This is a genomic window from Micromonospora sp. DH14 (assembly GCF_029809455.1).
In the GTDB taxonomy this organism is placed as follows: domain Bacteria; phylum Actinomycetota; class Actinomycetes; order Mycobacteriales; family Micromonosporaceae; genus Micromonospora; species Micromonospora parva.
Map to the genome: position 1 here is coordinate 37,832 of NZ_JARVKT010000007.1, position 25,302 is coordinate 63,133.

Consider the following 25,302-nt stretch of genomic DNA (forward strand, 5'->3'; position numbering starts at 1 on the left):
GTCGGCCACGGTGACGCCCAGGTGAGCCAAGACCTGGTATGCGGCGGCGACAGTCGAAGGGTTAGCGGTCACTGTCACCTCCTGCCAACTGGCGGTGCAGATCGGTGAGGAGGCGGGCGACGGTGCCGACGGGATGAACGACGAGCAGGTCATGCGTGATGAAGGCGGCCAGGAGCACAGGCTGGCCGGGCTCGATCCGGCACATCTGCCGGGCGCTCGCCGGCAAGGGCAGTTCGCCTCGGCTGCCCACCTGGTACCGGTCGTCCTGCGCGGAGGTGATGACGACCATGCCTAGGCGCAGCTGGATGTCGAGGCGATGTCCCGGCGACCAGCCGATCGAGTGCAGGAGGTGCTGCGCGGTCACCCGGCCACAGCGAGTTGGGAGAGCCATCCACAGAAGCAGCCCCGAGGCGTCGATGATTGCCGGCGGGCAAACGCGGGCGGGTAACGCTGGCAGCGGCATCGGGCGTGGGCTCGGCCGCGCGGGCAACGTAGCAGGGATGAGCGGACGAACGAGTTGCTCAAGGGCGTGGGTAGGTCGTGTCATGACGACACAACGTCGCGACTGCCGACACACCTACGGCCTGCACGTAGGGGCTTGGATCGGCGATTGGCGCCTGCGACGATGAGTTGGTGTTGCTCTACGTCAATGCCACCGCCGCTTACCGCAACGACGAAAGGTGGGGCTTTCACCTGGCTAACGAGATGGCCCGACGGCTCCGGGTCTCCTTCAGCGCTGACGAAGTGACGCGAATGCTGGAGCGAGCCGCGCTGTTTGCTCCTCCTGAGGGACCGCACTTCGTGTACGAGGACAATGTGTGGCTCTTCGCGGGACGACGAGGGCGAGGTCCCCTGCATGTCGCCTTGGACACGAATCTGTTGATCGATTACTTCACGTATGGGCATCGGCTCTGGACGGGCGACAGCGTCGTTGGTCTTGTGTCCGGCGAGGATTACGCGACAGACCTGGAATCGCTGCAACTTATTCTTGCCCTGTGGGCGGTCCGAGACATCCGCTTCATCATGCTCGCGGCGTCCGTCGACGATGCGAAGAAGACCCTGTCCCAGGAGCGTCGTGTGCACCGGCTGCTTGCCTTCGAGGAGTTCACCGCCGCGCTACGTCTTCTGGGATGGGGGGAACCGGAGGAGCGCCCCTCCCGCGAAGGGCTGCTGATCCTGCCCGAGCGAGAGATGACGCGAGCCTTGACGGCTGTTCCAGCCGGAACGACCGCCAGCTGGTGCACGACGCGCTCCAGGTCGGTGCGAACGTGTTCTTGACGCGCGACGTCGGGATCCTCAAAGCCACGAACGCGTTGCGGCCGTTTGGTCTGCTCATCGCGACGCCCGCTGACCTGTTCGAGGAGCTGTTCGCCTGCGGGGCTTTCCATTGCTTCCTCGGTCCGCGATACCTGTACTGGCCGGCACCCGACCAGCAAAGGATCGGACATCTCATCCACGCCCTCGATCCCGACAAACGACCGTAGCGCGACCGCATCAGCGTCGACAGCCTCTCCAGGGGCCTGCTGCTGTTTGGCAGGATGCCTCGGTTACCGGTACGTCGGTCCGATACACCTTCTGACGTCAGGGGTCGCTGTCATCCCTGAAGGGCTATACGGACCGAACGTCATCATGGCCGGGACGTCGCAGCTTCTCCTCGCCGTGGTCAGTGGAGGCAAGGCCGTTCACCTCGTACGCCGCAACAACCCGGCCGAAGCAGGCCGCGGCGCCCTGTCCGACGCGCACTTTTATCAGGCGGACGGCGACCGGGACCTGGTCGAGCGACGATACGACCTCGCTGCGCTTGAGGAACCGGGCTGGGAGCAGACGACGATGTGTGGTCGGGCCTGGTTGGTGATGGCCGGCGGTGATGATGGACCCGTCGGCCGGTCCCGGAAGCCGGCGTTTGCGCCAACGTGTCGACGATGTCTGGCGTTGATGGACCGTCTGTTCCCGGCTCCTGCGGTCGATGAACGGGTGCCGGTCGTGGCGCAATTGGTCGTAGACCTGTTGCGGCAGCACGGGTATGCCGAGGTGCGAAGGGTGCCTGGCGACCAACTTTCCGGACTGCGCAAAGCCATTCAATTAATGATCAAGCAGCAGCTAGGCCAGCCGTGTCGGACGTTCGTACACGACGACGTGCTGATGGTGGTACGCGAGTCACTCGGCGACCGCGAAGCCGAACAGCAGGCTGCCGTCGAAGCAGTCGAAGCAGTGCTGCCGGGGCGAGAACAACTGCCCGCAGCCCGGCCAGGACCGGAATGGGCTGTCTCGTGGAGCGCCTGGAAGCGAGGGTGACGTACCCGTTGCACATCTCCCCTCCCCCTTGTGCCTATGCCCGATTCGCCCGTGCCCCTCATCGTGAGCATCGAGACGCGAAGGATGCTGCCCAATATTGACGTTCAGGTCCTCAGCTCTTATGGGTCAGGCGAGCCGCGCCTAGATCCGTAACGTCGTCCCCGCCGGCGACGCACCGCCAATTTCGCCTCCTCGGCAGAGCAATGGTCACTAGCGCCGCGGCCATAATGGACAGGGTGTTCGATGAGCCGCGTATGACTCGATAGCGTGGAATCAGCCCGGCGGAACCGCCGGTGAATTGGTTCTTGGAGTGCACCCGGCCCCAGGCCGCGCAGGGGCGGCGCATCATCAACGAGATATACTCGCGGTTCCCCGACCGAAATGGGCGGCTGCACGCCGAGCTGCGGGCGCCGGACGACACGCGGCTGTACCACGTCGCATCTTCGACCCGGAAAGTCCTCGCCGATGTGCTCACCCCCATTGGCGGAACCGAGATAGATTTGGCGGTCATGGCTTAGATTTTTACTTGCGACGGTTGATGTAGAGAACTCTACCGCTCGCCAGGACCGCGCCACCAGAAAGCAGATTCGCCGTGACGGCGGTTCCGACACCGTGGTCGTCCCAGTTGTCGGTTACGGTCGCGGCTATCACGATGGCTTCGAGAAGCCCGGCGAGGATCCCGAGGGCCCACAGTAGGCCGCGTCCGATTGCCGCCCAAGCGCTGTTCTTGGCTGTTGATGCGCGAAGGGCGCGTGGCGGGATACCGATGGCTGTTTCGATGGCATCTCGCATCTGCTGCATTTCGGCGTTGGCGGATCTGGCAAAGGAGACTGAGGCACCGTCCTCCATGGGAGGTCGTCCCGCGCCAGGTCCGAATCGGCTGATCGGTGCTGGCTGGACGCCTTTCTGGATCACTTGTAGGTAGCCATAGTGCAGGGAGGTTGCCGGCTTGAACGAGACCCCGGCGACATCGCTGACGTGTAGGCGGCGCTCGCCCCTCATGACGGGCCCGAAGCCAGCCTTGCCGATGACGACGGACTGGCCATCAAAAGCCGCATAGCCGAGGACACCTCGCGCTCGAAGGACAGGCGCGGCGGCTCTGCCCGTCGGGGGTGATACCTGGGCGGGTATGGGCACCGGCTGTCCCAGCGGCTCAGCAACCACCATCGTCCCCTCGCCCATTCCAAGTTTGCGTGGGCGTTGGGGCGACGGCCCGTTCATGACGTGGTGGTAGACGTACTCGTACAGTTCATCGACAGTGATCCGACCGTCGCGGTTCAGGTCCGCGGCGCCGGTGGCGACGCCAGCTACAACGGCTTCTGTGAAGTAGGAGGTGCGCGCCGTGGGTGATTCGACGTCTTCGAAACTAGCCTCATGCTCACCCGACGCGGTAAGTACCGCGACCCCGCTGCCCTGAGGTAAGCCTCGGACAAGCACGTCAACGTCGGGTTCGCCGCTGGACCGGGCCTGCATGCCCGTGATGAAACTCCCGCTGAAGCAACAGTCAACAAGGATGAGCGTGGACTTTGAGCGGCTGTCATAGACTCGGTCGCGCACCCACTCGGCGCCCACCGCAGTAGCACTCAGGTATCGCTTCTCAGTGTCAGTGAACGCGAAGTACAACTTACCCTGCCTGTCCTGAAGCCCGTGCGTGGAGAAGTAGATCAAGTTCAGGGCATCATCAACCCGGGCTTCAAGCAGGAATGCTTCGACGGCACGCTGCGCCGCACGGGTGGTGCAGTCAACGTCAGCAAACACCTGCGCGTACCCCGCCTCGTACAGCATGCGGCTCATGTCCTCGACGTCGCGACGAGGCGATCTGAGCTGTGCCAGCGACGAGTCGGTGAACGTCCCGCAACCGATCAACAGCGCCCTACGCTGGCGGGTCACCTCTGTCATGACCCGCTGTTCATCCGGTTCAGGTAAGCGGCGACGAGTTCGTCGCGCTGCGCCTTCGACACACGCCCCTTGAACCGACGGCCGTCGATCTCAATCTCGACGTCGGCCGGCTGCCGGCTCAGCCACGACGCGATGACGCCCATCAGACTCTCGACCACTATCGGCGCCAGCGTCACCGCCAACGCACCAGCCGCGACCGCGATCCCAGACTTAGCCCCGGCCGGTGCATCCCCAGCCGTAGCCCATTCGGCGCCTGCTACGTCCGTGGTGAGAACCTCTCGTCGAAGCTCAGCGGTCAGGTCCTTCACACCATCCGCGTCCAACTCCGAGCAGCCCACTCGCACAGACATCCGAATGTGATTCATCAAATACCAATCCCGCCGGCGTGTCGGGGCCGGACGACCGCGGTCCCGTGGCCTGCGGCGCATACGCCTCTACTCACCGGCGAAAGGTCTGGCCCCACACGCAGCTCGGGCTACGTGTTCCTGGAGCACGCTGTCGGAGCCAATACTCGATGCAGGATACGCGGCATCCCACCGCAGATGCGCTTCCTGTCGTCGGCCCGCCGTGATGACCGGTGGCCGTCCACTGTTCACAGCGCTGCGACGGAGAATCGCTCAGACGGGGACGATCATTGACGTGCCGACGATCGGGACGGGTACGACGAGGCAGCTCGGACCGTAGACCTGCTTGACGAGGTCGCCGTTCACCAAGTTGACAAGGTCTCCCTCAGTGACGATCGCACCGTTGGACATCGCGATGAGGTGGTCGCAGTTCGATTTGGCAAGCCATTCGAGGACTTTATCGACGGTAGGGCTCCCTTCCCGGTTGCTTTCATGACCATCGAGCCGTACAACTCGTTGTGCTCTGCGTCGAGGATGGCCGGGAGTGGTGCGGTGATGTGGACCGGTCGGTCCGACATGGTCACCGGCCAGCAGGCCGGTGTGTGGCGTGACGACCTGGCTGGCGTCCACTGCCGTCGAAAGACCTAAGCCCAGCGAATCCGCTGCACCCCTCGGGGCGGTCTTTTAGGCTGCGTGGGCGGACGGCCGTCCAGTTTCACGCAGGCGTCGCATTGCCGTGTCTGGATTGGCCGGGCATCCTCGTTCACGGCCTGCCCGGCTACCGGTAAGGAGCAGCGGTGACCCAGAGCGAGCGACATCGCCCGGAGATTGTCGTGGGACTGGTGGCAACCCCACCGGACCACCCGGCCCGGGTGGCGGGCAGAGTCACGGCGGAGCTTGCCCGGGTGCTTAGGGAGCGGGTGAGTGCGGACGTGCGGTGGACCGTCCGGGAAGGCTGGGGGGAGGTGGCGCCCCGTCGCGATGGCGGTGCGGAGGCGCTGCTCGACGATCTTGCCCGGCGGCGCACGGACGATCGGTGGGACGTCGCCATCTGCCTGACCGACCTGCCGCTGCATGCTGGGCGGGCGCCTCTGGTCGCTCAGACCTCTGGTCGGCGCTACGTCGGGATGATTTCTCTGCCCGCGCTGGGACTACGCCAGATGCGCTCGGTCCGAGCAGCCGTCCCGGATTTGGTGGGCCAACTGCTGGCAGACGCCGCCGATCACCGGGTGCCGGCGGCCGAGACGACGCGGCGCCTTCCCGCTGTCCGTCGAATGATCGACGGGGCCGACGCCGGTGAGCGGCGCTACGTCGCCTCGGGGCTGATCGGCCGGGCGCGACTGTTGACCGGCATGGTTCGCGCCAACCGTCCTGGACGGGCCCTGCTTGGCCTGTCCAAGCTGTTGGTCGGCGCATTCGGCACGGCCGCGTTCGCGCTCACCACGGACACCATCTGGCAGATGGGCGATGCCCTCGGCGGACTCCGGCTCGCCGTGATCATGGTGCTCGGGTTAGGCGGGTTGGTGGCCTGGTTGATCGTTGCGCACGACCTGTGGGAGAAGCCGAGCCGCGAGACACCGGCCGAGCTGGCACGGCTGTTCAACCTGGGTACGATCCTCACCCTCAGTCTGGCCACAGCGGTGTCCTACGTGGTGCTGTTCGCGGGAACGGTGCTCGTCGGGGCGCTGCTGATCGACACGTCCGTGTTCGAGCAGGTTTTGCAGCGGCCGGTGCACGCCAGTGACTATGTGTCGCTCGCCTGGATCACCAGCTCACTTGCCACCGTGGGCGGCGCGATCGGCTCAGGGCTGGAAAACGAGAATACAGTGCGGGCCGCCGCATACGGCTATCATCCCCACCCCGGCGGCTGGCAGGACGAGAAGAGCAGGGAGCGGTCCAGCGGCGCGAGCTGAGCGGGGCCACGCTGCCGGGGCCGCGGTAAGCGCGACGGGTACTGGCGACGGTATCCTTAGTTGGTGGGCTGGAAGACGGCGCGCACGCATCCGTCGAGTTTCTGTTTGAACATCTCGTAGCCGCGCGGCGCCTCGTCCAACGGCATCGTGTGTGTCGCGAGATGTTCGGTGACCAGTTCGCCGCGGGCCATCCGCTCCAGCAGCATGGGAATGTAGCGCTGTCCGTGCTGCTGTGCGCCACGCAGCGTCAGCCCTTTGTTCATCACCGCACCGAGCGGAAACTTGTCGACCAGGGCGGCGAACACGCCCAGGATGAACACGCTTCCACCTTTGCGGCAGTTGTAGATCGCCTCCCGGGCGGCGACCGGTCGGTCGGACTCGATGCGCAGCTGCTGCTTGACCTGGTCGTACCAGAATTGCGGACCGCTGCTGTGCGACTCCATCCCCACTGCCTCAATGCACACGTCGGGGCCTCGGCCACCACTGCGCTCCAGCAATTCGCCGCTGACGTCCTGCTGCTCGTAGTTCAGCGTCTCGACACCGAGATGTGTCTGGGCCATCTGGAGCCGGTTGTCGAGCCGGTCGATCACGATCACCCGATCGGCACCAAGCAGCACGGACGCCCGAGCCGCCATCTGCCCTACCGCACCGGCACCCCAGACCGCCACGACATCGCCCGGCTTCACCCCGGCGAGGTCAGCGCCCATCCATCCCGTCGGCGCCGAGTCGGAGGCGAAGAGCGCGCGCTCGTCGCTCACCTCGTCCGGGACGGTGAAGGCGCCCTGGTCGGCGTAGGGGACGCGGATGAACTCGGCGTGGCTGCCGGCGAAGCCCCCGAGCGCGTGCGAGTAGCCGTAGCAGCCTCCGGGCGCGGCGCCCCAGACGTTCTCGGTGATCATCGGGTTCGTGTTCCCGTTGTCGCACAGCGAGAACTGTTGTTGCTGGCAGTACCAGCACTTGCCGCAGGAGACGAACGAGCAGACGACGACGCGGTCGCCCACTTTGTGGTTGCGGACCTGAGAGCCGACCTCGACGACGTCGCCGAGGAACTCGTGCCCGAGGACGTCACCGCGTTCCATGAACGGGATGTACCCGCCGAGCAGGTGCAAATCCGAACCGCAGGTCACCGTCCGTCGGACCCGCACGATGATGTCCTGCTTGTTGCGGATCTGCGGCTCCGGCACCTGCCGCACCGCGAGTTCGTTGGCTCCCTCCCACACCAGCGCCTTCACAGCCGTCCCTCCCGTCGACCCTGTGCGGTGGCCACTCGCAGTGGTTTGTTGATCGGAGTCGGCTCGGTCGTGGGCGGATAGTCCGGATGCAGGACCTCGCTGGTTTCGATCAGCTGCTTCGACTCTCGCAGCGCAGCCCGGATGGCCTGGTCGGGATCCCGGCCGATGACCCGTCGGGCCGCGACGGCAACAGGGAGTCGGGCGCCGTCGCGCAGCCGTACGGCGATCTCGGTTCCCCGGTCACCGGGGGCCGGCCGGACCTGGACCTCGACGGCGTCGCCAAGCCCGGCAAGCGGCTCGGGGAACCGGCCGCCCGGGGCGACATCACCCGCCGGGCGGTTCACCGTCGCCACATGCCACCGCGTCCCGCGCCGCCGGCCCTGAACCCGTTGCCACTGGTCACTGCCCCGGCCAGCCCCACCGAGCAGGCGCCGGACCACCATCCCTCCGGCAATCGCGACCGCACCACCGATCAGCCATCTCATGTCCGCCCCTGTCACCTGGCCTGCTCGTTCGGCACTGTCGAAGATCGGTAACCTTCAGAGCAAACCCTTTCATAAAGGGCGAGCCCCGCAGGGGCGTTTGTGACACTCGCGGAGTTCGCGCTGGTCAGGGCACTGGCACTGCTCCCGCTGGAACGGCCACCGGCCCTACAACATCTCCAACGGTTGCGCGCCAGCAGGTGGCGGAAACGCCCTGTCGAGGGCCGCGGTGTCGTCCTCGGTCAGGTGCAGGTCGCGCGCCTCCGCGTTCTGGCGGGTGTGTTCCGACTTGGACGATCGGGGAATGGCCGCGACCATCCCCTGCCTCAGCACCCAGGCCAGTGCGACCTGAGCGGGCGTCGCCCCGTGCCGGGCGGCGACCTCTGCGACCTGGTCGTGGCCGAGTAGTCTGCCCTGCTCGATCGGGGAGTACGCCATCACCGGGATCCGGTGTTCACGGAGCCACGGCAGCAGGTCGTACTCAGGCCCGCGCCGGGTGAGGTTGTACAGGATCTGGTTGGTCGCGCAGTGGTTCCCGCCCGCTTCGAATAGCTCGGTCATGTCGGAGAGGTCGAAGTTGCTCACACCCCACTGCCCGATGTCGCCGGCGTCGATGAGTTCAGCGAACGCCTCGATCGTCTCCGCGAGTGGATGCATGCCGCGCCAGTGCAGCAGATAGAGGTCGATGTGGTCGACGCCGAGTCGTTGCAGGCTGCGGCGGCAGGCCTGCACGGTCCCCTGCCGGCTGGCGTGTGACGGCAACACCTTGTCGACCAGGAACACATCGCCCCGTCGTCCGACAATGGCCTCGCCGACAAGCTCCTCCGAGGCGCCGTTGCCGTACATCTCCGCAGTGTCGATCAAGCTCATGCCCAGGTCCAGGCCAGCCTGCAGGGCGGAAATCTCATCCCGTCGCCGCGCAGGGTGCTCACCCAGGTACCACGTGCCCTGGCCGAGCACGGGCATGCTCTGGCCGGACGGCAGTTCGATGGAAGCGGTAGGGAGAGTCATGTCGGCCTTTCGGGGGCCTCGGCACCAGTGGTTCAGTGCGTTACCCGCTTCGAGCGAGGGCAGTCTCGTTGGGCGACCCATCCTCCGTCGCCCGCCGCATCGGCGGGCGCACCTATCCGTCCATCCCTGAGCGACCTTCGGTGACCTGTTTCCCGGTTCCAACACCGGGAAGGCAGCCCGCGAGCGAACGACGCGCCGTCGACGGGGCGGCGCCGCGAGGGAGAGGCCACCCGATATGGCGCAGAGCCAGCAGCCACTGACCGGCAAACCAATCGCTTGTCTCGCCGCCGACGGGGTGGAGGACGTGGAGTACACCCAGTCCCGGGCCGCCGCGGAGCAGGCGGGCGCCGAGGTCCACCTGATCTCCTTGAACCCCGGCGAGATCCAGTCGATGAACCAGGACATCGACCCGGCCAACCGCTATCGGGTGGACCGGACCGTGAACGAGGCCAACGCGGCCGACTACGACGCCCTGCTGCTGCCGGGCGGGACGGTCAACCCCGACCGGCTCAGGATGAACCCGCAAGCCATGGACTTCGTCCGGGCGTTCTTCCAGCAACAGAAGCCGGTGGCGGCGATCTGCCACGGCCCCTGGTCCTTGGTCGAGACCGGCATGGTCAGCGGCCGGACCGTCACCTCGTTCCCCAGTCTGCGCACCGACATCCGCAACGCGGGCGGGAACTGGGTGGACCAACAGGTACAGGTCGACAACAGCCTGGTCACCAGCCGCAACCCCAGTGACCTTCCGGCCTTTTGCGCCAAGATGGTCGAGGTGTTCGCCCAGGGCGAGAACGTCCGCCAGATGGCGACCGCCTGACGCGGTGAAGGGTCAAGACCCAGAGGATCAGAAACGGGCTCCTAAGCCCGCACACAGCGGCGGCGCTCTGCCGGTCGAAGCGCCGCCGCCGCGAGGCTCTTGGACCGACGTCCGGATACAGGCGCTTGGCAGGGGTCGACGACGACCTGGACGTACCGCTGCTAGCGGTAGCGGCCCGCACGCCCTGCTGAGCCGCAGGACAGGGATCACCTCCGTGCCGCGACCGATGCGCGGATTGAGGTGATTTTCGAGGGGTATGCGGGGCCTCTGTGGGTCGGGTCCGGGACCTCTTGAGCCGGAATGGCTCGGCCGGGCTGCGACCGGATACGGAGGCGACCCGTGACTCAACTAGCAACCCGAGAGGCCGCGCAGGCCAGGCAGGAAGACGTGCGACGGCGAGGGCGCCGGCTCGGCTGGATGAGTCTCGGTCTGGGGGTGGCACAGCTGGCGGCACCGGACACGGTGCGCCGGATCAGCGGGGTGGATGACTCCTCGACCTCCCGGGCCGTGGTGCCACTGGTCGGAGCACGGGAGTTGGTCCATGCGGCCGGACTACTGACGAGCCGGCGCAAGGGCATCTGGGCGTGGACCCGGGTCGTGGGCGACGCGATGGACCTCGCCTCTCTCGGGGTGGCCATCGCCCACCGTAGCGGGCACCGCCGGCGTCGCCTCGTCGGTGTCACCGGCGCCATCGTCGGGATCACGGTGGTGGACCTGCTGACCGCCGTGCAAGCCACCCGCGACACGAGGATCGGTTCGGCGCTGCCGGTACGAGGCCCACGCGAAGGAGGATCCATGGAGCTGACAGCCACGACAACCATCCGCAAACCCCCACCCACGGTCTACGCGTTCTGGCGTGACCTGGACAACCTCCCCACGTTCATGGCACACCTTGAGACGATCCGCCCCACCGGCGACCGTACGAGCCACTGGTCCGCCAGCGCGCCCTTCGGCAAGAACGTCGAGTGGGACGCGGAGATCATCGACGAGGCACCCGGGAAGAAGATCGCGTGGCGGTCCACCGGGAACGCCGACGTGCCGAACGCCGGCACGGTCCGGTTCGTACCCGCCCCGGATGGAGTCAGCACCGAGGTGCACGTCGTCATGTCGTACGACATCCCGGGCGGCGCGGTCGGCAAGGCGGTCGCCAAGTACTTCGGTGAGGAACCGCACCAGTAGCTCGACGACGACCTGCGCCGGCTCAAGCAGGTGCTGGAGACCGGGCAGGTGGTCCGATCCGAGGGCGCCCCGTGGGGCAAGCGGGCCCGCAAGGAGTTCCCGCAGCGTCCGGCGCAACCGCTGTCGGACGCCGAGCTCGCGAAGGGGGCAGACGCGTGAGGGCGAACACCTGGGCAGGCCGCAACAAGGTCAAGGTCCGTGACGTGCCGGACCCGAAGATCCTCAATGACCGCGACGCCATCGTACGGATCACCTCCACCGCGATCTGCGGCTCGGACCTGCACCTCCTCGACGGGTACGTGCCCACGATGCAGGACGGCGACGTCATGGGCCACGAGTTCATGGGCGAGGTGGTCGAGGTCGGCCGGGGCGTCGACCCGGGCCGGCTGCGCGTCGGGGATCGGGTCGTTGTGCCGTTCCCGATTGCCTGCGGCGCGTGCGGTGCCTGCGCCGCCGAGCTGTGGTCGTGCTGCGAGAACTCCAATCCGAACGCCGGCATCGCCGAGAAGATGTTCGGCCACCCGGTCGCCGGGATCTTCGGCTACTCGCATCTGACCGGCGGCTTTGCGGGCGGCCAGGCGCAGTACGCGCGGGTGCCGTTCGCCGACGTCGGTCCCCTGAAGATCGAGTCGGACCTCACCGACGAGCAGGTGCTGTTCCTCTCCGACATCCTGCCCACCGGCTACATGGGCGCCGAGATGTGCGACATCCAGCCCACCGACGTCGTCGCCGTGTGGGGCGCTGGTCCGGTCGGGCAGTTCGCGATGGACAGTGCCCGGGCGCTCGGCGCCGCGAAGGTCATCGCCATCGACAAAGAGCCGTACCGGCTGCAGATGGCCGAACGGGCGGGCCACACGCCGGTGAACTTCGAGGATGTGGACGTGCGGTCCCGGCTGCTGGAACTCACCGGTGGGCGGGGACCGGACAAGTGCATCGACGCGGTCGGCATGGAATCCACCCACGGTGCCGCGCACGTGCACGCCTACGACCGGATCAAGCAGGCAGTCCGCTCGGAGACCGAGCGGCCGCACGCGCTGCGGCAGGCGATCCTGTCCTGCCGCAGCGGCGGCATCGTCTCGGTCATCGGCGTGTACGGCGGCTTGCTCGACAAGTTCCCGGCCGGAGCGTGGATGAATCGCGCGCTGACGCTGCGTACCGGTCAATGCCACGTGCAGCGCTACATGAAACCGCTGCTGCAGCGCATCGAACGGGGGGAGATCGACCCGACCCGGGTCATCACCCACACCCTGCCGCTCGACCAGGCAGAACGCGGCTTCGAGATCTTTAAGAACAAGCAGGACAACTGCGAAAAGGTCGTCCTCAAACCCTGACCACCACCCGCATCCGGCCACCGCGGCACGCCCGGTGGCTGGATGTGGCGTCTGTCCGCGGGCACCCATCTTTAAGGACGGCCTGCATTCGCAGCCCCGGCTCTCCATCTGTTTGCAATAGACGACCCTGGGTAGGCGCAGTCGGTGAGCGGGCCAGAGGCAGACCTAGGCACCCGGTCAGACACCAGCCGCGCGGTGGCGTTCAGCGACGCCATCTTCGCCATCATCATCACGTTGCTGGTCCTGGACCTGCGGGTGCCGGACGTTCCTCCTGGCCGCCTCCTGTCCGGCCTCCTCGAGCAGTGGCCCTCGTACGCCGCGTATCTCGCGTCCTACTCGTATGTGGCCGTCGTCTGGCTCAACCACAAGGCGGCGTTCAACCGCATCCAGCAGGTCGATCGCGGCCTGCACTGGATGAACCTTTTCGTGCTGTTCAGCACGGCGCTACTGCCGTTTCCGACCTCCGTCGTGTCGGACGCGCTGCAGAAGCACAACAACGCGGACCAGCGGGTGGCAGTCGCCTTCTACGCGCTGATCGGCGCGTTGCTGTGCGCTACCTGGCTGGCGTTCTACCACTACCTGGCAAAGAACCCGGACCTGCTCAAGAACCAGGCCAAGCGCGGCTTCTTTCCCGTCGAGCGGTTCAGAGCCCTCGCCGGGGTCGTCCTGTACGTCCTCGCGGGGTTGGTCGGCTACCTGGTCGCACCGTTGATCGGCCTGGCCATCTTCATCCTCCTGCCCGTCTTCTACGCCATCACCAGCGCTGGCCTGTACCAGTCGCCCGTGACCCGACGTATCACCCACAGTCCTCCGCCACGGCCCTGAGGGCGGACGAACCGCCGTTTCACCCCGACGGCGGCGGGTACCCGCCGCAATCCGGTTCGAGAGAGGATCCGAGGTGAACTACAGCGAGTTCATTCAGTCTGTGGCAGCACGACCCACGGTTCTGCACGAAAGGGCCGAACCGATCACCCGCGCCACGCTGGAGAGCGTGGCAAGACGGGTCACCGGTGGCCAGGCGAGGGACCTTGCCTCCCAACTCCCCGAGGAGCTACGCGGCCTGGTGTCCAGGCCCACCGAAGATCCGGATCGGTTCGGCTTCAGCGAATTCCTGGAACGGATGCAGTCCCAGACAGGGGTGGATCACCAGATGGCCACCGATGGAGCGCGAGCCGTGTTGGACACCCTCCGTGAGGCTGCGAGCGCGAAGGAGTACGGGGACTTCGTCGACCAGTTGCCGCAGGAGTTCTGGCGGTTGACCGGGCCGGGGTCGGGACAGCTCCAGCCCCGCCGGATCGGCACCTAATCCCGTTCGGACGGTAGGCGAGGCCCGAGGAGTACGTGATGACCGAACCGAAGAGCCGGGACACGGGCGCACGGGAGCCGCCGACGCAACCGCGTGAGCGGGTTGATGGGCAGCGCAACGCCGGGGACGGCGCGGAATCCGCCGGTCCGGGCGAGAACCGCGGTGTCGGCGCCGGGCCGACGGATGCCGAGCCCGGCGAACGCCCCCTCGCCCCGGAGAGTGGTGCGCACGGCCTTCCTCAGCCGGCTGGCGGGCGCAGCAGCAAGACGATGTCAGACCCGGACGTCGTCCTCCAGATCCCGCAGGTCAAGGTTGAGCAGATCTACGTCGAGGTAGACGATCTGGACACCTCTGTTTCCCTGCGAGCACGGCTGGGCAGCCTGCTCCAGCTCGACGTGGGCGTTCAGGCGCATCTCGGCACGGTGAAGGTCGACATCAAGGGCGTAGAGGCCGAGGCGATGCTCGAGGTTCGCCTCGATGAGCTCCGGGGCATTCTCGACAGCGCCCTGCGTACGATCGAGCGCAACCCCCAGATCATCGAGTCGCTGGTGAAGACGGTGGACAACGCCGTCAACGAGGTCGGGCAGACGGTGCAGGAGGCGCTGGGACCCGATGGACCGCTGTCGCAGACGCTGCAGCAGGCGACCCAGCAGGTCGGCCAACAACTCGGGCAGGCCACCCAGCAGCTCGGACAGAGCACCCAACAACGTGCGCAGAGCAGCGGGACGGTGGCTGGCGGCGGCGTGGGGGGTCTCGGCGGAGTGCTGGGAGGGTCTCCGGCCCACGCCTCGTGGCAACGGATGAAGAAGATCATCAACAGTAGCCAGCCACTGAGGCAGGTCACGAGGTGGCTGGGCGGACCGCAGGGGCAACAGCCGCCGAGCTGACCGGCGCCTGCCGTGGTGGTGGCGGCAGAGCAACTGACCAGGTCACACCCACTGCCCGCAGGTCACGACTGGCCCAGATTGGTGACCAGGTTGACCGCGACGGCCAGGATGCCGGTTCCGAAGGTGTAGGAGAGCAGCGCGTGCCCGAGCGCGATCCGGCGCACCCGGTTGCTTGTCGGTTCGTTCTCGCCCGGGGCGTAGGACATGCCGACTGTGAAGGCGACGTACGCGAAGTCGGCGTACGCCGGCGGATCCTCCTGCTTGAAGTCGATGCCGCCATCGTGACGGTAGTACAGCCGGGCGTACTTCAGCGCGAAGACCGTATTCACCAGCGCCCACGCCAGGACCACCGCGACGACGCTGAGAATCACCAGCGTGACAGCCACCACGTCCTGCTGGTCCGAAGCGCGGATGAGCGCCTCGGCCACGGCGGCGAGGCTGATGGCGGACGCGATCAGGATCGCCGCGTCGGTGGACCGGGACTGCTGCTCCGCCTCGGCAAGCTGCTCGGTACGCCGTGGGTCCGCCGACCAGCACACCCGCCACACCCAGACAAGGATCGTGCCTGCCGCGATCGTCCACATCACCAGCGGCGCCAACTCCGGTGCCCCGACCAGCGCGGTGGCGGACCCTGCGACGACACCGACGGCTAACGACCACAGGGCACGCCGGACCGACAGCAGCCGTCCCCACGCCGGTCGTCCCGATTGCTGCTCCACCTACTCAGCGTTCCAGGTCGAGCGGATCATATGGGACATACCCGACGGGATTACCGGTTCAGGGTGTCAACACGCCTGAACCGTGCAGGCACCCCGGGCAGACTGACCATCACCCGCCAGAAGCTGCTCAGCCTCACGACGCGAGTACGAGGGCAGCGACGCTCAGCCGTCTACTCCGTTGGAGGTGTGCGCCGCGCCAACCGGCTTGGACTGCGAGGACCCCCGTTGTCGCAGGTAGATCGACAGCACGACCATCGAGGAGACGGCCAGTAGCTCCGACTGCCAGTTCTCCAGCGTGCGGTTCCAGAAGTCGGGCCGGAGGAGGTACTGGCCCCAGGACACCGGATCTTGGAGATTGCCGAGCTGATGCTCGTTGTAGGCGGCGACCCCGGTGACGGACTGGGCGTCGCTGCCACCACCGGAATGCCCCGCGTACTCGCGGGCCACAGCGTAGCCAAAATTCCGCTCAACCCACGTCAGCGTCGTGTGTCGCAGCCAGTGCGTACTGATCTGCTGGACATACACCCACTGCAGATGCTCGCCGATCCGCACCCACAGGTGGTCGTAGCGGCGGTACGTGATGGGCTGCCCGTTGCGATACCTCAGCAGTTGACCTGCCCCCGTCGCACCTCGCTCCTCGGCATGCCACTGCAAGTGCCTCATTAGGATCGGCGACACCGGCTGCCAGCGCACCGTGTCGCCCTTCTCCCGCAGGAGGATTAGGCACTGTTCCGGGTCCAGGTCGACCGGCCGAAGTGCCAACGCGCCACCCCGGCGACATGCCGTCTCGGTGTGTAGCCGAAGCAGGAGGCTGTCCAACGCCGGATCATCACCTGTACTCGCCGCGACGGCATTGATCTCTGCCAACCGTGTGTCGGCCACTGCTCGCCTCGTGCTGGGCAGGCGCCGTGGCTTGGCTACCTTGAGAGCGGGGTTATCCGCCGCAGCGATGTGTCCGTCAGCGACCGCCCGCCGGTAGAGGCACCGCAGCGCGGCGATCAGGTGCTCTGCCGCACTTCGGCCACCTCGTGCGTTTCGCCGAGCTACCACGTGCGTCTTGACGTACTCCGCAAGCTGCTCGATCTCCGACGGGGTGGGTTCATTGAGTCGCCTCTGCCCCCACTGTTCCAAGACCCGATTCCAATACGATCCGTAGGCACGCCGGGTTCCATCGCTGACCGCCGCCGACACGATCGGTACGTAATCTGCGAACGTCGGCGCTTGCGGACGGTTCGTCGCCGCCTCAATGAGATCAGCGGGCGAGATGCCCATCCTCGCGAGCAACAACCGAGCGGCATCCAGTTCAGCTTGGCTTGCCGTGTCACTCATGCTGTTCACCGCCGAGAGCAGCAGCGTGAATCTGAGCGACCACGGCGTCCAAGGCCGCGGGTGGATGCACGACAAGCACGCCACCATCGCGGTCCGCCGCCAGCAACAACCGGTCGCCCGGCTTGAGGCCGCACCATTTTCGAACGGCTGCCGGCAGATGAAGATGACCTTGACCCGTCAGGGTGAAGACGCCCTGCGGGTCCAGACGGACGACGATGAGCCCGGCGCTCTCGTAAATATGAAGACGGGTATCGCAGTCCCATCCGAGAGCGCGAACGATCATACGATCAGCGATCCGGCCACTGACATCGATGGCAGCCAGGCCGTAGACCGACGAGCCAGCCCGAGGGATTGGGAGGTCAGGCAGGGGCAATGGGGGACGCCGCAATGCGCCTAGCCGCCGGCCCGTCCCCTGGCCCTGCTCGGGCGGCGTCAACCGCGGGATAAGCGGAGCCACGGTCACATCAGCCACGGCGATCACCGCCGCCGAGCGTCACATCCGTGGAGGCTGTCGCGAAGATGCGATACGGGTGGTCAAGCGAGCTCGACCACCCGTACGTCAGATACAGCAGGGATGCTTCAAATCTGTGTCCGAGGGGGGATTCGAACTCTTGTACGTATCACCGGTGCTCCATCTCGGGTGCACATGCTCATAGATTACGGCACGTTCAGGGTTGGCTCAACCTCGCGCGCCTATTACCGGGCGTGAGCATGAATCGAAGTCGGGCCGCGTATGGTCCAACCTTGCCAGCCAGCTGGCTGGGTTATCGACTGACCGAAATGAACGTGCAGCATCAAGCTTGAGCCCCACCGCAGGGGTCCTGGCGAGTTCCAGTCGACCGGCGTTGACGGCAACCCGTGCCGCTCGCGTCCTTCGGTAGCGAGCACAACAGGTTCACCGCCTTCGTCGAACTCTGAAATTCACCACAACCGCGCACAGCGCCAGAGCATCCAGCGCCGACCAACGCCATGCAACGAGGTGTTCCCGCAACGTGCAGATCTGCGCTCGCACCGCCAGGGCGAGGGTCTGGATCCGCATGAGTCGCCGGACCGCCGCGGTGTCGGAGCTGGGGTAGACAGTCATGGCGACGGCATAAGCCCTGACGAGCAGGCTGGCATACCAGGCCGGGGCGGGCCTCGAGGCCACCCCGCACCTGCTTTGCGCAGAGCATCACTCCACTTGACCCTGCGCACTCTGATCGATACTTTCCGTGCATGACTCAAGCTGCGTTGTCCCTGAGTAGAGGGGACCTCGATCGGGCCTCGGGCAGCATCCGCTCATGGCTGCCCCGCGCATCAGCCCTGAAGCGTTACAACGAATGCAGTGGCAAATCCCGTCTGGACGCCGATCGGTGCCGAGAGCGTCCGACACGGGAGGTCGCTACCCTTGGCTCACTGTGACGTCTGTTGTCTGCGCCTGAAGCTCACGAAGATCAAGACTTTGCCGAAACATTACAGTGAAGAGACGTACGGCTGGCTCAGCCACGGCGCCCATGAAGGAATGCAATGGCTCGGGAACGACTCGTCACACTGCGGATCGTGATATCCCAAGACAGTGCAGGCGTCCACGCAGCCGTCAGATCTGTCCATCCTGCCGTCGCACGTCCCTCACGCTGAACAAAAACGGCAGATTCCCGAAGCACCTCTCCCCCGACGGCACCAACTGTTCCATGTCCGAGGCGAACAACCGCAGATAGGATTCTGAGCAAGCGCCGCGTATGACGGTCACGTTTCACGCGCTACCGGCGGACAGGTGAAAATCCCGCCCAGAGGCCTGGGCCATCGGAAGTGATCAGGTTGACCACCGTGCCGCATCATCCGAAAAGCTCGCGGATAACTCCCATTGCTCGTGGCGAGATCGCTTCGTCGGGGTAGAAGTCGGCGCACAGACGTAAAGCGTCGTCCACCGTTGCTACCTTGGCCAGCGCCGCCAGGGCGCGAAGGTCGTCCACGTCGCGGGTTCGCGCCGCGAGCGCTTTCATTGCGAAGATGTGCTCCGGCGAGGCGGCCATCACGCGCAGGCCAGGGTGGTCGAAGACTCGCCGCTTGCCCGGGTCGTCCTTGCCGGATACATACACGCTGGCCTGCTCGTTGAGCCACCACGGCGGTAGGCCCAGTTCGTCGGCCACTGCCCGCGCCTCATCGAGGACGACTCCGTGCGGGACGAACATCGCGTCGACGTCCCTGGTCACCCGTTTCGCGTCGTAGGCGAGCGCCATCGCGGCACCACCCACGATGAAGATGTCAGCGACGACTCCGCGGCGGACAAGCCGGTCGCCCAGGTGAGCGAACGCGCGTTCGAGTTCCGCGCGCCCCATGAGGACGCCGTCTGATCCGCTCACGCCGCGGCCAGGTCGTGAACGGAAAGGTACACACCGTGCTTCCGGAATGCAGCCGGGGCCCATGCCAGGGCGTCGGCCCGGTGGATGGCCAGTTCGGCCGGGAACCATGCCCGGCGCAGCACACGTGCGTCGACCCATGCGGGCGGTGCAAGATCTGCCTGAGCTAGCAGGTGCTCCGCGAGCGCGGCAAGCAGCGCGTCCCACCGTGGGTCTCCGGTTAGCCCGGGCTCATCCCTGAGCAGGTCAACCCTGGTTTGAGCGGGTTCCCAGCGGTACTCCTCCAGAAACTCCCATACGAGTTTCCAGCGAGTCTGGTCGGTGTCCGCGGATGCCAGATGGGGGGCCAACCTGGCCAGACTCATCGGTTCGTAGCTGGTACCCATCGGGCAGGCCTCACCTTCGAGCCGACGGCTTCATTCGTTGCAGACTATCGCGATACCCCCCCGCGAGCACCGCAGAGGTGAGGTGGCGACGGGTGCCCGATTTTGGGTCGCGCCCCTGCGCGGACCGTTCACTCATGCTGCGCGCACGACATCACCCTTGTGATCTTGGTTGTAGGCAGCGCAGTCTGTGACGTTGCCTGTCAACTAACAGGGGGTGCATGCGAGCGTGACTCTCAGTCAGGATGCGATCGAGAAGACGACGAAGTTGGTCGAGTTTCTCGCTGAGGTGACGGCCGCAGTCGAGCGGAACCCAGTGTGCGACATTCTGGAAGACCCGGACGCGCCTGATCCCGTCATCTGGCTCGATGCCCTACCGCGGGGCGTGCAGTGGATGGCTAGCCCTGCCGATGATGTGATCATGCGGCTGCGTCCGTCTCGGCCACCGACGGAGCCGACGCCGCCGGAGTTGCTCCACGAGTGGATCGACATGGACCCCGTGGGCAGGTTCGCTGGTTCTGCGCCGCGCCTGTTGGACGCTCGACTGAGCGGTGATGACAGCCACGAGGCACCGCCGGGGCGGATTGTGCGAGCTTTCGACGCTTGGGTTGAGCAATGGCAGGCATGGTCCGACGAGGCTCGACGCCTGCACGCCGTTGGGCAGTTGTATGAGCAACTTGAGCGGGCTGCCAAGACGATGGAGCAGCAGGACGACGAGTACGAGTTCGTTCTCGGGATCGGTCTGCTTCGGTGGACGGCGCCGGACGGCACCCGTTTTCGTCGTCATGTTGTGGCCGAAGGTGTAGTCGCTCGACTGGACAGAGCGACGGCCGAGGTGTCGGTGTCGATGGGGACGGGACGTAGAAGGGTCGAAGACCGGGAAATCCTTGGCGATCAGGACCTGTTCCGGGGTGAGCGTGGGAGGTATCGCCGTCAGGAGATCGTCGACGGGGATCTGCCGTGGCTAGCTTTGCTGCCTCCGATCGTGGGCCTTCTCGAGGAATGCCTGGATACGGAGGTGCACCAGGAAGCCCATCCCGCGGTGGCGGGTGAGGAGTTGCCGAGCATCCCGGTGGTCAGCTTGTCGCCGGCGCTGTTGGTACGTCGGCGAAGCCGGGTGCTCCTTGCCGAGGCTTATCAGCACATCCGAGAGGCGCTGCGCCAACCTGACGCACAGGTTCCCGTTGCGCTTGCTCAGCTTGTGGTGGACACGGAGCCCGACCAACGTAACGGCTGGCTGAGCAGTCAGGGCGCTACCAACGGCGACGTGCTCGGTGGCGACCCTCTCTTTCCCAAGGCGACGAACGATGAGCAGATGCGCGTCATCGAGCTGCTTCGCTCCGAGACGGGGATCGTGGTTCAGGGGCCGCCGGGAACCGGCAAGACGCACACGATCGCCAATCTGGTGTCGGCGCTCCTGGCGCGCGGTCAGCGGGTGCTCGTCACGAGCCAGAAGGATCAGGCGCTGCGCGAGCTTCGCGAGAAGGTACCAGCGTCGTTGCGTGATCTCTGCGTGCTGATGACCGATGGCAGAAACGCCGCCACCGAGGTCGGCTTCGGTCTTGACGCTCTGTCCCACCTGACCGCGTACGCCCACACGGAGGAACTGACCAGAAAGGTTGAGGCGCTTCGCGGCGAACGGCACACCTTGCGGTCTCGATCCGCCTACCTCAACCAGCGCATACAACAGCTACGTGAGGCGGAGTTCATCGCTCACGACCCGATCGTTCCCTGGTTCAGCACCGAGCTCTACCGGGGATCACTTGGTCAGATCGCACGCCAGGTCAAGGGCAACGCGAAGCAGTTCGACTGGATGCCGACGGCCGTACCTGACCTGCCCGACAGGCCACCCTTGACAACCGCGGAGGCTACCGAACTGGTGCATCTGCTACGAACGACGAACCCAGCTCGACGTGCCCGCCTCACCCAAGTGATCCCTGACCTGTCAGACCTGCCCACGCCGGCCGCGCTCGCCGAGGCGTTCGACGCCGAAGTCGACGCCACGGCCGCCGTCGAGGAACACACCACTATGTGGGCGCCCCGTTTAGCGGCTGCCGGTGAGGACATGCTGAAGGACCTGGACCTGCTCGGGCAGCGTTTCACCGCCATCGTGGAGCGTCTCGGTTTGGACGCGGACGCTGAGTCGTCGCCGAACTGGGTGGCACGCGCCATCGCAGATCACTTCTCGGGACGGCGGCAATCCCTGTGGCGGCACGTGGCCGAGGTCGCCGGCCGCGCCGAGCGCCTGCAGGCCAAACTTCGGGTGCACACGTTGGGCGCGGAAGTACGTTTCACGAACCTTGGTGAGCTCGACCTGGGGCAAGCCCGTCACATGCTCGCCGTGGGCCGCGAACTTCGCGCTCACCTTGCAAGTCTGACCTGTCGCACGCTTCTCGCCGTGCAACCGGCCCGCATCAAGGCCGCCGCGCTGATCAACGGCATGCGTGTCGATGGAAGGCCGCCGACTACGGTGCCTCTGCTAGACGTCGCACTTGATCATCTTGAAGTTCATATCGAAACCACGCAACTCCTGCGGTTGTGGGCCGACGTCGGAGTAGTTATCGCGCCCGGCCGTGTGACCGCGACCCTGTCCGAGCTGCAAGATTCGTACCGCCAACTTCAGCACGTCCAACAACTCGCCGGGGTCCACACCACCATCCGCGACCGCCTGGAAGCCGCTGGCCTGCCGACCAGGATGCCCACCACTGACGACGTCATCGCGGTAACCTCGTCCACCGCAGCCGCCCGCCACCACATCCGCCTGCGAGCAGCGCAGGCCGCCATAGCCGGACACCGCGACGCAGTCCGAAGGAACCTCACCCGCGAGAATCCGTGCCCCGAGGTTGAACTCCTCATCGCCGCCATCGACCAGCGATCCCTTGAGGAATACCACCACGCAATCGATGCACTGGGCACCGCGCATCGCGAGCAGCACGCCGAGCGACGCCACCTCAGCCTCACCTACCAACTGGACAGTGCACATCCGCAGCTGCTTCGCCTGCTGCAAGACAGCTGCCTCGAATCTCACTGGGACGCCCGCATACAGGATCTGCCTGCGGCATGGGCCTGGTACCACGCGGACCGTTTCGTGCGGGCCCAGCGCACAGCCGGCACGGAACAACTGATCAGACGGGACTACGACGACGTCGAAATACACCTAGCCCAGGTCACCGAGCAGCTCGCAGCGGCCGAAGCAACTCGGGCGTTCGTCAACCGCCTGACTGACGCCGACATGCGGGCCCTCCGCAGCTTCCGCGGCTTCCGCAAGCAGATTGGGGCTGGCGGCGGACGTAAGGTTCGCGAGCTGCGTCAGGCAGCGCAGGCGGCGATGGGTAAAGCCCAGAGCATCGTGCCTGCCTGGGTGATTCCCCTGCCGAGCCTACTAGAGAATCTGACCGTCGAACGCAATACCTTCGATGTGATCATCGTTGATGAAGCGAGTCAGGTTGGTCTGGAACATCTCTTTCTCTTGTGGCTGGCGCCAAGGATCATCGTTGTCGGCGACGACCAGCAATGCACCCCGGCACCCAATCGGATGGGCAGGACCTTCGACGAACACTTTCGGGCTATTGGGGAGCACCTCGGCGACCTTGATCCCGAAATTCGATACCACTTCACCCCTAAAGCTCATCTGTATGGCCTCCTCTCGGCGCGATCCGGAAGAGACGCCGTCGTCCGTTTACGGGAACACTTCCGATGCATGCCTGAAATCATCAACTGGTCGAAGGAGCAGTTCTACCGCGGTGCCAGTGAGATCATTCCGTTGCGCGAGAGGAAAGCTTCCGATCTGGAGCCGCTGCGCGTCGCTCACGTTGAGGGCGCCTACCAGGAGGGATCTGCACAGGCAATCCGCAACCCGGTAGAGGCAAAACGTATCGTGTCGCAACTGCTCGAATGCCTGAACGATCCCATGTATGCGGGCAAGACGTTTGGCGTTATCGTGCTGCACGGACATGGACAAATCAAACTCCTTGAGCACGAGATCAACGCGGCTATCGCACCGGAAGTCCGCGCCGCCCGTCAGATCAACGTTGGCTCGGCGCCCACCTTCCAAGGAGCAGAGCGTCACGTCATTTTCCTGTCCACAGTCGTCACTGCGGCGCCTCGACGGGTCGGCGAGAACCTGTACCAGAACTACAACGTCGCCGCCAGTCGCGCTCGTGATCAACTCTGGCTTTTCACCTCCGTGCCGCCCAAAGACTACAAACCCGACGACCTACGCGCTTCGCTGATCAACTACATGCTGAATCCGCCGTCCGTGTTCGGTACCTCGCCGGACCTCAAGAGCGTCAGCGCCGACCGCCAGTGCCCTCCGTTCGAATCCATTCTCGAACAGCGAGTATTTCGAATCCTCAAACGTCGCGGCTACCACGTCGTGCCCCAGTTCAAGGTCGGATCGCGCACGCTTGACCTCGTGGTTGTAGGAGACGGCGGCAGACTCGCAGTGGAATGCGACGGCCACCGCTGGCACACCCGACCGTCGGACGTCATCTCCGATGGGCGTCGCGACCGAGAACTTTTCCGCATGGGCTGGGAAGTCATCCGCATACGCGAAAGCGAATTCGAGCTCGACGCCAACAAGGAGCTCGCAACCCTGTTCACCCGGCTCGCCGAACGTGGAATCTCCCCGCGAACCGCATCGGACACACCTGCCAGCGCGTGGAAGCCGATCGAGTTGCCTTCCGAACATGAGGAGCAGAATAGATGAAAACTGATCCCATGAACAACAGCAGCGAGGCCACTGTCGAGCTCGACGGCAACGTCCTCGACCGACTCGCAGACCTCATCTGCGGCGACGACAGCACCCCCTACTATCGGACCGGCCGACAGATCACCGCCCTGTTCGAGGCCGCAGGCTGGCGCCGCGTAGGCGACGTCAACGGCGGTCGCCGTGAATGGGTCCTCCATACGTTGCGTCGCCGCCGCGACCCTGATGGGCTCCGCCGGCTGCTACTCCGCCTCGCCGACCCCCGCGAATATCTCGGCGACGACGAGGCGCGGTGTCACCTCGTCGACGACCTCAACGGGCTACTCGCCGTGGAGGGCTACCAAATCCGCTACGCATCGGGCCGGCCCGAACTCGTCACGCAGACCCCGACGATGACGCGACCTACCATGCAAGTGCCGCTGGAACTCACCGCGAGCCTCGGCAATATCCTGAAAGACCCAGACTTCGGCCGCCACCTCACCGACCGACTCAACGAGGCCCACATCTGCTGGCAATCCGGTGCCTGCACCGCCGCCGTCATCATGCTCGGAAGCCTGCTCGAAGGCGTCCTCTACGACGTGGCGCTCGCTCAACACACCGGAGGCCCGCGCCCCACCGATCACCTGGAGTCGCTGATCGATTTGGCTGCCGAGAAAAAGTGGGTCGCTCGAGACGTGACCGACTATGCCCACGTATTGCGCAACCACCGCAACCTGGTACACCCAAAGAAACAGATCAAGCAGCACTACTCGCCCGATGACGACACTGTCCGGATCGCCTGGAACGTCGTCGTAGCCGCACTGAACGACCTCGAACAGCTCAAGGCATAGACGCTGTTCCAACCGGGATCGGATCAACATGGCGCACGGGACGATCGGGCCATCCGGGGCCGCGCGATCACCACGCTGGCACCCCATCAACGCGCTTGGCCCGAGCGCGTCAGAGTCCCAACGCGACCGCTTGAGACGCCGCACGAGAAAAGACCCAACGATGGGGCAGCCGTGACGTGCTGCCCAAGAACCTCTCAACTCATGATCATGCCGTCATCGTGGGAGGCCACGAGAGCGTATTACCAAGGCAGGCAGCGCATTACTCAAGATACGTGGGCGCCTTGCCGCCAATAGCGAG

Annotated in this window: 24 protein-coding genes; 14 read left to right on the top strand and 10 right to left on the bottom strand. The window is 65.6% G+C overall.

What is annotated here, in order from left to right; all coding sequences use genetic code 11:
• Positions 1-61: 61 nt before the first annotated feature.
• Entirely contained in the window at positions 62-364 is a 303-nt protein-coding gene (locus QCZ28_RS11760; RefSeq protein WP_279516670.1) for a hypothetical protein, read from the bottom strand.
• A gap of 269 nt (positions 365-633) precedes the next feature.
• Here QCZ28_RS11760 and QCZ28_RS11765 point away from each other — a divergent pair, with 269 nt between their 5' ends.
• The 3 genes from QCZ28_RS11765 (at position 634) to QCZ28_RS11775 (ending at position 2,295) form a co-directional block, all read left to right on the top strand.
• Positions 634-1,278 (top strand): hypothetical protein, encoded by a 645-nt coding sequence (locus QCZ28_RS11765; protein ID WP_279516671.1) that lies wholly within the window; start codon positions 634-636, stop codon positions 1,276-1,278.
• Complete coding sequence (locus QCZ28_RS11770) at positions 1,269-1,484, top strand: hypothetical protein (protein WP_279516672.1); 216 nt, start codon at positions 1,269-1,271, stop codon at positions 1,482-1,484. Before QCZ28_RS11765 ends, QCZ28_RS11770 begins: the two co-directional genes overlap by 10 nt.
• Before the next feature lie 145 nt (positions 1,485-1,629).
• Positions 1,630-2,295 (top strand): hypothetical protein, encoded by a 666-nt coding sequence (locus tag QCZ28_RS11775; RefSeq protein WP_279516673.1) that lies wholly within the window; start codon positions 1,630-1,632, stop codon positions 2,293-2,295.
• A 522-nt stretch (positions 2,296-2,817) separates the two neighbouring features.
• On the opposite strand, the gene QCZ28_RS11780 is transcribed toward QCZ28_RS11775, so the two are convergent.
• The 3 genes from QCZ28_RS11780 to QCZ28_RS11790 all read right to left on the bottom strand — a co-directional run bounded on the left by QCZ28_RS11780 (position 2,818) and on the right by QCZ28_RS11790 (position 5,168).
• Complete coding sequence (locus QCZ28_RS11780; protein WP_279516674.1) at positions 2,818-4,194, bottom strand: caspase family protein; 1,377 nt, start codon at positions 4,192-4,194, stop codon at positions 2,818-2,820.
• Positions 4,191-4,544, bottom strand: coding sequence for a hypothetical protein (locus tag QCZ28_RS11785; protein WP_279516675.1), 354 nt, complete (start codon positions 4,542-4,544; stop codon positions 4,191-4,193). The genes QCZ28_RS11780 and QCZ28_RS11785 overlap by 4 nt, the downstream gene beginning before the upstream one ends.
• Positions 4,545-4,811: 267 nt before the next feature.
• The gene (locus QCZ28_RS11790; RefSeq protein ID WP_279516676.1) at positions 4,812-5,168 is read right to left on the bottom strand and encodes a hypothetical protein; all 357 of its coding nucleotides are present in this window, start codon (positions 5,166-5,168) and stop codon (positions 4,812-4,814) included.
• A gap of 167 nt (positions 5,169-5,335) precedes the next feature.
• Between QCZ28_RS11790 and QCZ28_RS11795 the strand changes: the two genes are divergently transcribed.
• A complete protein-coding gene (locus tag QCZ28_RS11795) occupies positions 5,336-6,451 on the top strand; it encodes a hypothetical protein (RefSeq protein ID WP_279516677.1) in 1,116 nt (371 codons plus the stop codon).
• 56 nt (positions 6,452-6,507) lie between these two features.
• Here QCZ28_RS11795 and QCZ28_RS11800 read toward each other — a convergent pair whose 3' ends face one another.
• Positions 6,508-7,683, bottom strand: a complete 1,176-nt coding sequence (locus QCZ28_RS11800) for a glutathione-dependent formaldehyde dehydrogenase (protein ID WP_279516678.1) — start codon at positions 7,681-7,683, stop codon at positions 6,508-6,510.
• Between the two features lie 86 nt (positions 7,684-7,769).
• Here QCZ28_RS11800 and QCZ28_RS11805 point away from each other — a divergent pair, with 86 nt between their 5' ends.
• Positions 7,770-8,219 (top strand): hypothetical protein, encoded by a 450-nt coding sequence (locus QCZ28_RS11805; protein WP_279516679.1) that lies wholly within the window; start codon positions 7,770-7,772, stop codon positions 8,217-8,219.
• A gap of 114 nt (positions 8,220-8,333) precedes the next feature.
• On the opposite strand, the gene QCZ28_RS11810 is transcribed toward QCZ28_RS11805, so the two are convergent.
• Positions 8,334-9,176, bottom strand: coding sequence for an aldo/keto reductase (locus QCZ28_RS11810; protein WP_279516860.1), 843 nt, complete (start codon positions 9,174-9,176; stop codon positions 8,334-8,336).
• Positions 9,177-9,411: 235 nt separating this feature from the next.
• Here QCZ28_RS11810 and QCZ28_RS11815 point away from each other — a divergent pair, with 235 nt between their 5' ends.
• The 6 genes from QCZ28_RS11815 (at position 9,412) to QCZ28_RS11840 (ending at position 14,696) form a co-directional block, all read left to right on the top strand.
• Positions 9,412-9,993: a type 1 glutamine amidotransferase gene (locus QCZ28_RS11815; protein ID WP_279516680.1), complete on the top strand. Its 582-nt coding sequence runs from the start codon at positions 9,412-9,414 to the stop codon at positions 9,991-9,993.
• 417 nt (positions 9,994-10,410) lie between these two features.
• Positions 10,411-11,172 carry an SRPBCC family protein gene (locus QCZ28_RS11820; protein WP_279516681.1) on the top strand — a complete coding sequence of 254 codons (762 nt, stop codon included), beginning with the start codon at positions 10,411-10,413 and terminating at the stop codon, positions 11,170-11,172.
• Positions 11,173-11,327: 155 nt separating this feature from the next.
• The gene (locus tag QCZ28_RS11825; RefSeq protein ID WP_279516682.1) at positions 11,328-12,503 is read left to right on the top strand and encodes a glutathione-dependent formaldehyde dehydrogenase; all 1,176 of its coding nucleotides are present in this window, start codon (positions 11,328-11,330) and stop codon (positions 12,501-12,503) included.
• Between the two features lie 195 nt (positions 12,504-12,698).
• A complete protein-coding gene (locus QCZ28_RS11830) occupies positions 12,699-13,328 on the top strand; it encodes a TMEM175 family protein (protein WP_279516683.1) in 630 nt (209 codons plus the stop codon).
• A gap of 100 nt (positions 13,329-13,428) precedes the next feature.
• Complete coding sequence (locus tag QCZ28_RS11835; RefSeq protein ID WP_279516684.1) at positions 13,429-13,809, top strand: DUF2267 domain-containing protein; 381 nt, start codon at positions 13,429-13,431, stop codon at positions 13,807-13,809.
• 38 nt (positions 13,810-13,847) lie between these two features.
• On the top strand, positions 13,848-14,696 hold the full coding sequence (locus QCZ28_RS11840; RefSeq protein WP_279516685.1) for a hypothetical protein: 849 nt from the start codon (positions 13,848-13,850) through the stop codon (positions 14,694-14,696).
• 62 nt (positions 14,697-14,758) lie between these two features.
• Here QCZ28_RS11840 and QCZ28_RS11845 read toward each other — a convergent pair whose 3' ends face one another.
• Together QCZ28_RS11845 and QCZ28_RS11850 are read right to left on the bottom strand one after the other, a co-directional pair.
• Positions 14,759-15,415, bottom strand: a complete 657-nt coding sequence (locus QCZ28_RS11845; protein WP_279516686.1) for a DUF1345 domain-containing protein — start codon at positions 15,413-15,415, stop codon at positions 14,759-14,761.
• Between the two features lie 162 nt (positions 15,416-15,577).
• On the bottom strand, positions 15,578-16,744 hold the full coding sequence (locus tag QCZ28_RS11850; RefSeq protein ID WP_279516687.1) for a site-specific integrase: 1,167 nt from the start codon (positions 16,742-16,744) through the stop codon (positions 15,578-15,580).
• Between QCZ28_RS11850 and QCZ28_RS11855 the strand changes: the two genes are divergently transcribed.
• A complete protein-coding gene (locus QCZ28_RS11855) occupies positions 16,743-17,141 on the top strand; it encodes a hypothetical protein (protein ID WP_279516688.1) in 399 nt (132 codons plus the stop codon). The two genes, QCZ28_RS11850 and QCZ28_RS11855, sit on opposite strands and share 2 nt — an antisense overlap.
• Before the next feature lie 1,417 nt (positions 17,142-18,558).
• On the opposite strand, the gene QCZ28_RS11860 is transcribed toward QCZ28_RS11855, so the two are convergent.
• Together QCZ28_RS11860 and QCZ28_RS11865 are read right to left on the bottom strand one after the other, a co-directional pair.
• Entirely contained in the window at positions 18,559-19,062 is a 504-nt protein-coding gene (locus QCZ28_RS11860) for a DUF6036 family nucleotidyltransferase (protein ID WP_279516689.1), read from the bottom strand.
• Between the two features lie 20 nt (positions 19,063-19,082).
• Complete coding sequence (locus QCZ28_RS11865; RefSeq protein ID WP_279516690.1) at positions 19,083-19,469, bottom strand: hypothetical protein; 387 nt, start codon at positions 19,467-19,469, stop codon at positions 19,083-19,085.
• A 226-nt stretch (positions 19,470-19,695) separates the two neighbouring features.
• On the opposite strand from QCZ28_RS11865, the gene QCZ28_RS11870 reads away from it, so the two are divergent.
• Positions 19,696-24,174: an AAA domain-containing protein gene (locus QCZ28_RS11870; RefSeq protein WP_279516691.1), complete on the top strand. Its 4,479-nt coding sequence runs from the start codon at positions 19,696-19,698 to the stop codon at positions 24,172-24,174.
• Positions 24,175-24,185: 11 nt separating this feature from the next.
• Positions 24,186-25,004, top strand: coding sequence for a hypothetical protein (locus QCZ28_RS11875; RefSeq protein WP_279516692.1), 819 nt, complete (start codon positions 24,186-24,188; stop codon positions 25,002-25,004).
• Positions 25,005-25,302: the final 298 nt, after the last annotated feature.

Bases quoted from the DNA above. Each gene is read 5' to 3' on its own strand.
- QCZ28_RS11780 (WP_279516674.1), bottom strand. From the start codon at position 4,194: ATGACAGAGGTGACCCGCCAGCGTAGGGCGCTGTTGATCGGTTGCGGG.
- QCZ28_RS11815 (WP_279516680.1), top strand. From the start codon at position 9,412: ATGGCGCAGAGCCAGCAGCCACTGACCGGCAAACCAATCGCTTGTCTC.
- QCZ28_RS11820 (WP_279516681.1), top strand. From the start codon at position 10,411: ATGAGTCTCGGTCTGGGGGTGGCACAGCTGGCGGCACCGGACACGGTG.
- QCZ28_RS11805 (WP_279516679.1), top strand. From the start codon at position 7,770: ATGCAGGACCTCGCTGGTTTCGATCAGCTGCTTCGACTCTCGCAGCGC.
- QCZ28_RS11865 (WP_279516690.1), bottom strand. From the start codon at position 19,469: ATGGGTACCAGCTACGAACCGATGAGTCTGGCCAGGTTGGCCCCCCAT.
- QCZ28_RS11850 (WP_279516687.1), bottom strand. From the start codon at position 16,744: ATGAGTGACACGGCAAGCCAAGCTGAACTGGATGCCGCTCGGTTGTTG.
- QCZ28_RS11810 (WP_279516860.1), bottom strand. From the start codon at position 9,176: ATGACTCTCCCTACCGCTTCCATCGAACTGCCGTCCGGCCAGAGCATG.
- QCZ28_RS11875 (WP_279516692.1), top strand. From the start codon at position 24,186: ATGAACAACAGCAGCGAGGCCACTGTCGAGCTCGACGGCAACGTCCTC.
- QCZ28_RS11840 (WP_279516685.1), top strand. From the start codon at position 13,848: ATGACCGAACCGAAGAGCCGGGACACGGGCGCACGGGAGCCGCCGACG.
- QCZ28_RS11860 (WP_279516689.1), bottom strand. From the start codon at position 19,062: ATGGGGCGCGCGGAACTCGAACGCGCGTTCGCTCACCTGGGCGACCGG.
- QCZ28_RS11855 (WP_279516688.1), top strand. From the start codon at position 16,743: ATGCTGTTCACCGCCGAGAGCAGCAGCGTGAATCTGAGCGACCACGGC.
- QCZ28_RS11775 (WP_279516673.1), top strand. From the start codon at position 1,630: ATGGCCGGGACGTCGCAGCTTCTCCTCGCCGTGGTCAGTGGAGGCAAG.
- QCZ28_RS11785 (WP_279516675.1), bottom strand. From the start codon at position 4,544: ATGTCTGTGCGAGTGGGCTGCTCGGAGTTGGACGCGGATGGTGTGAAG.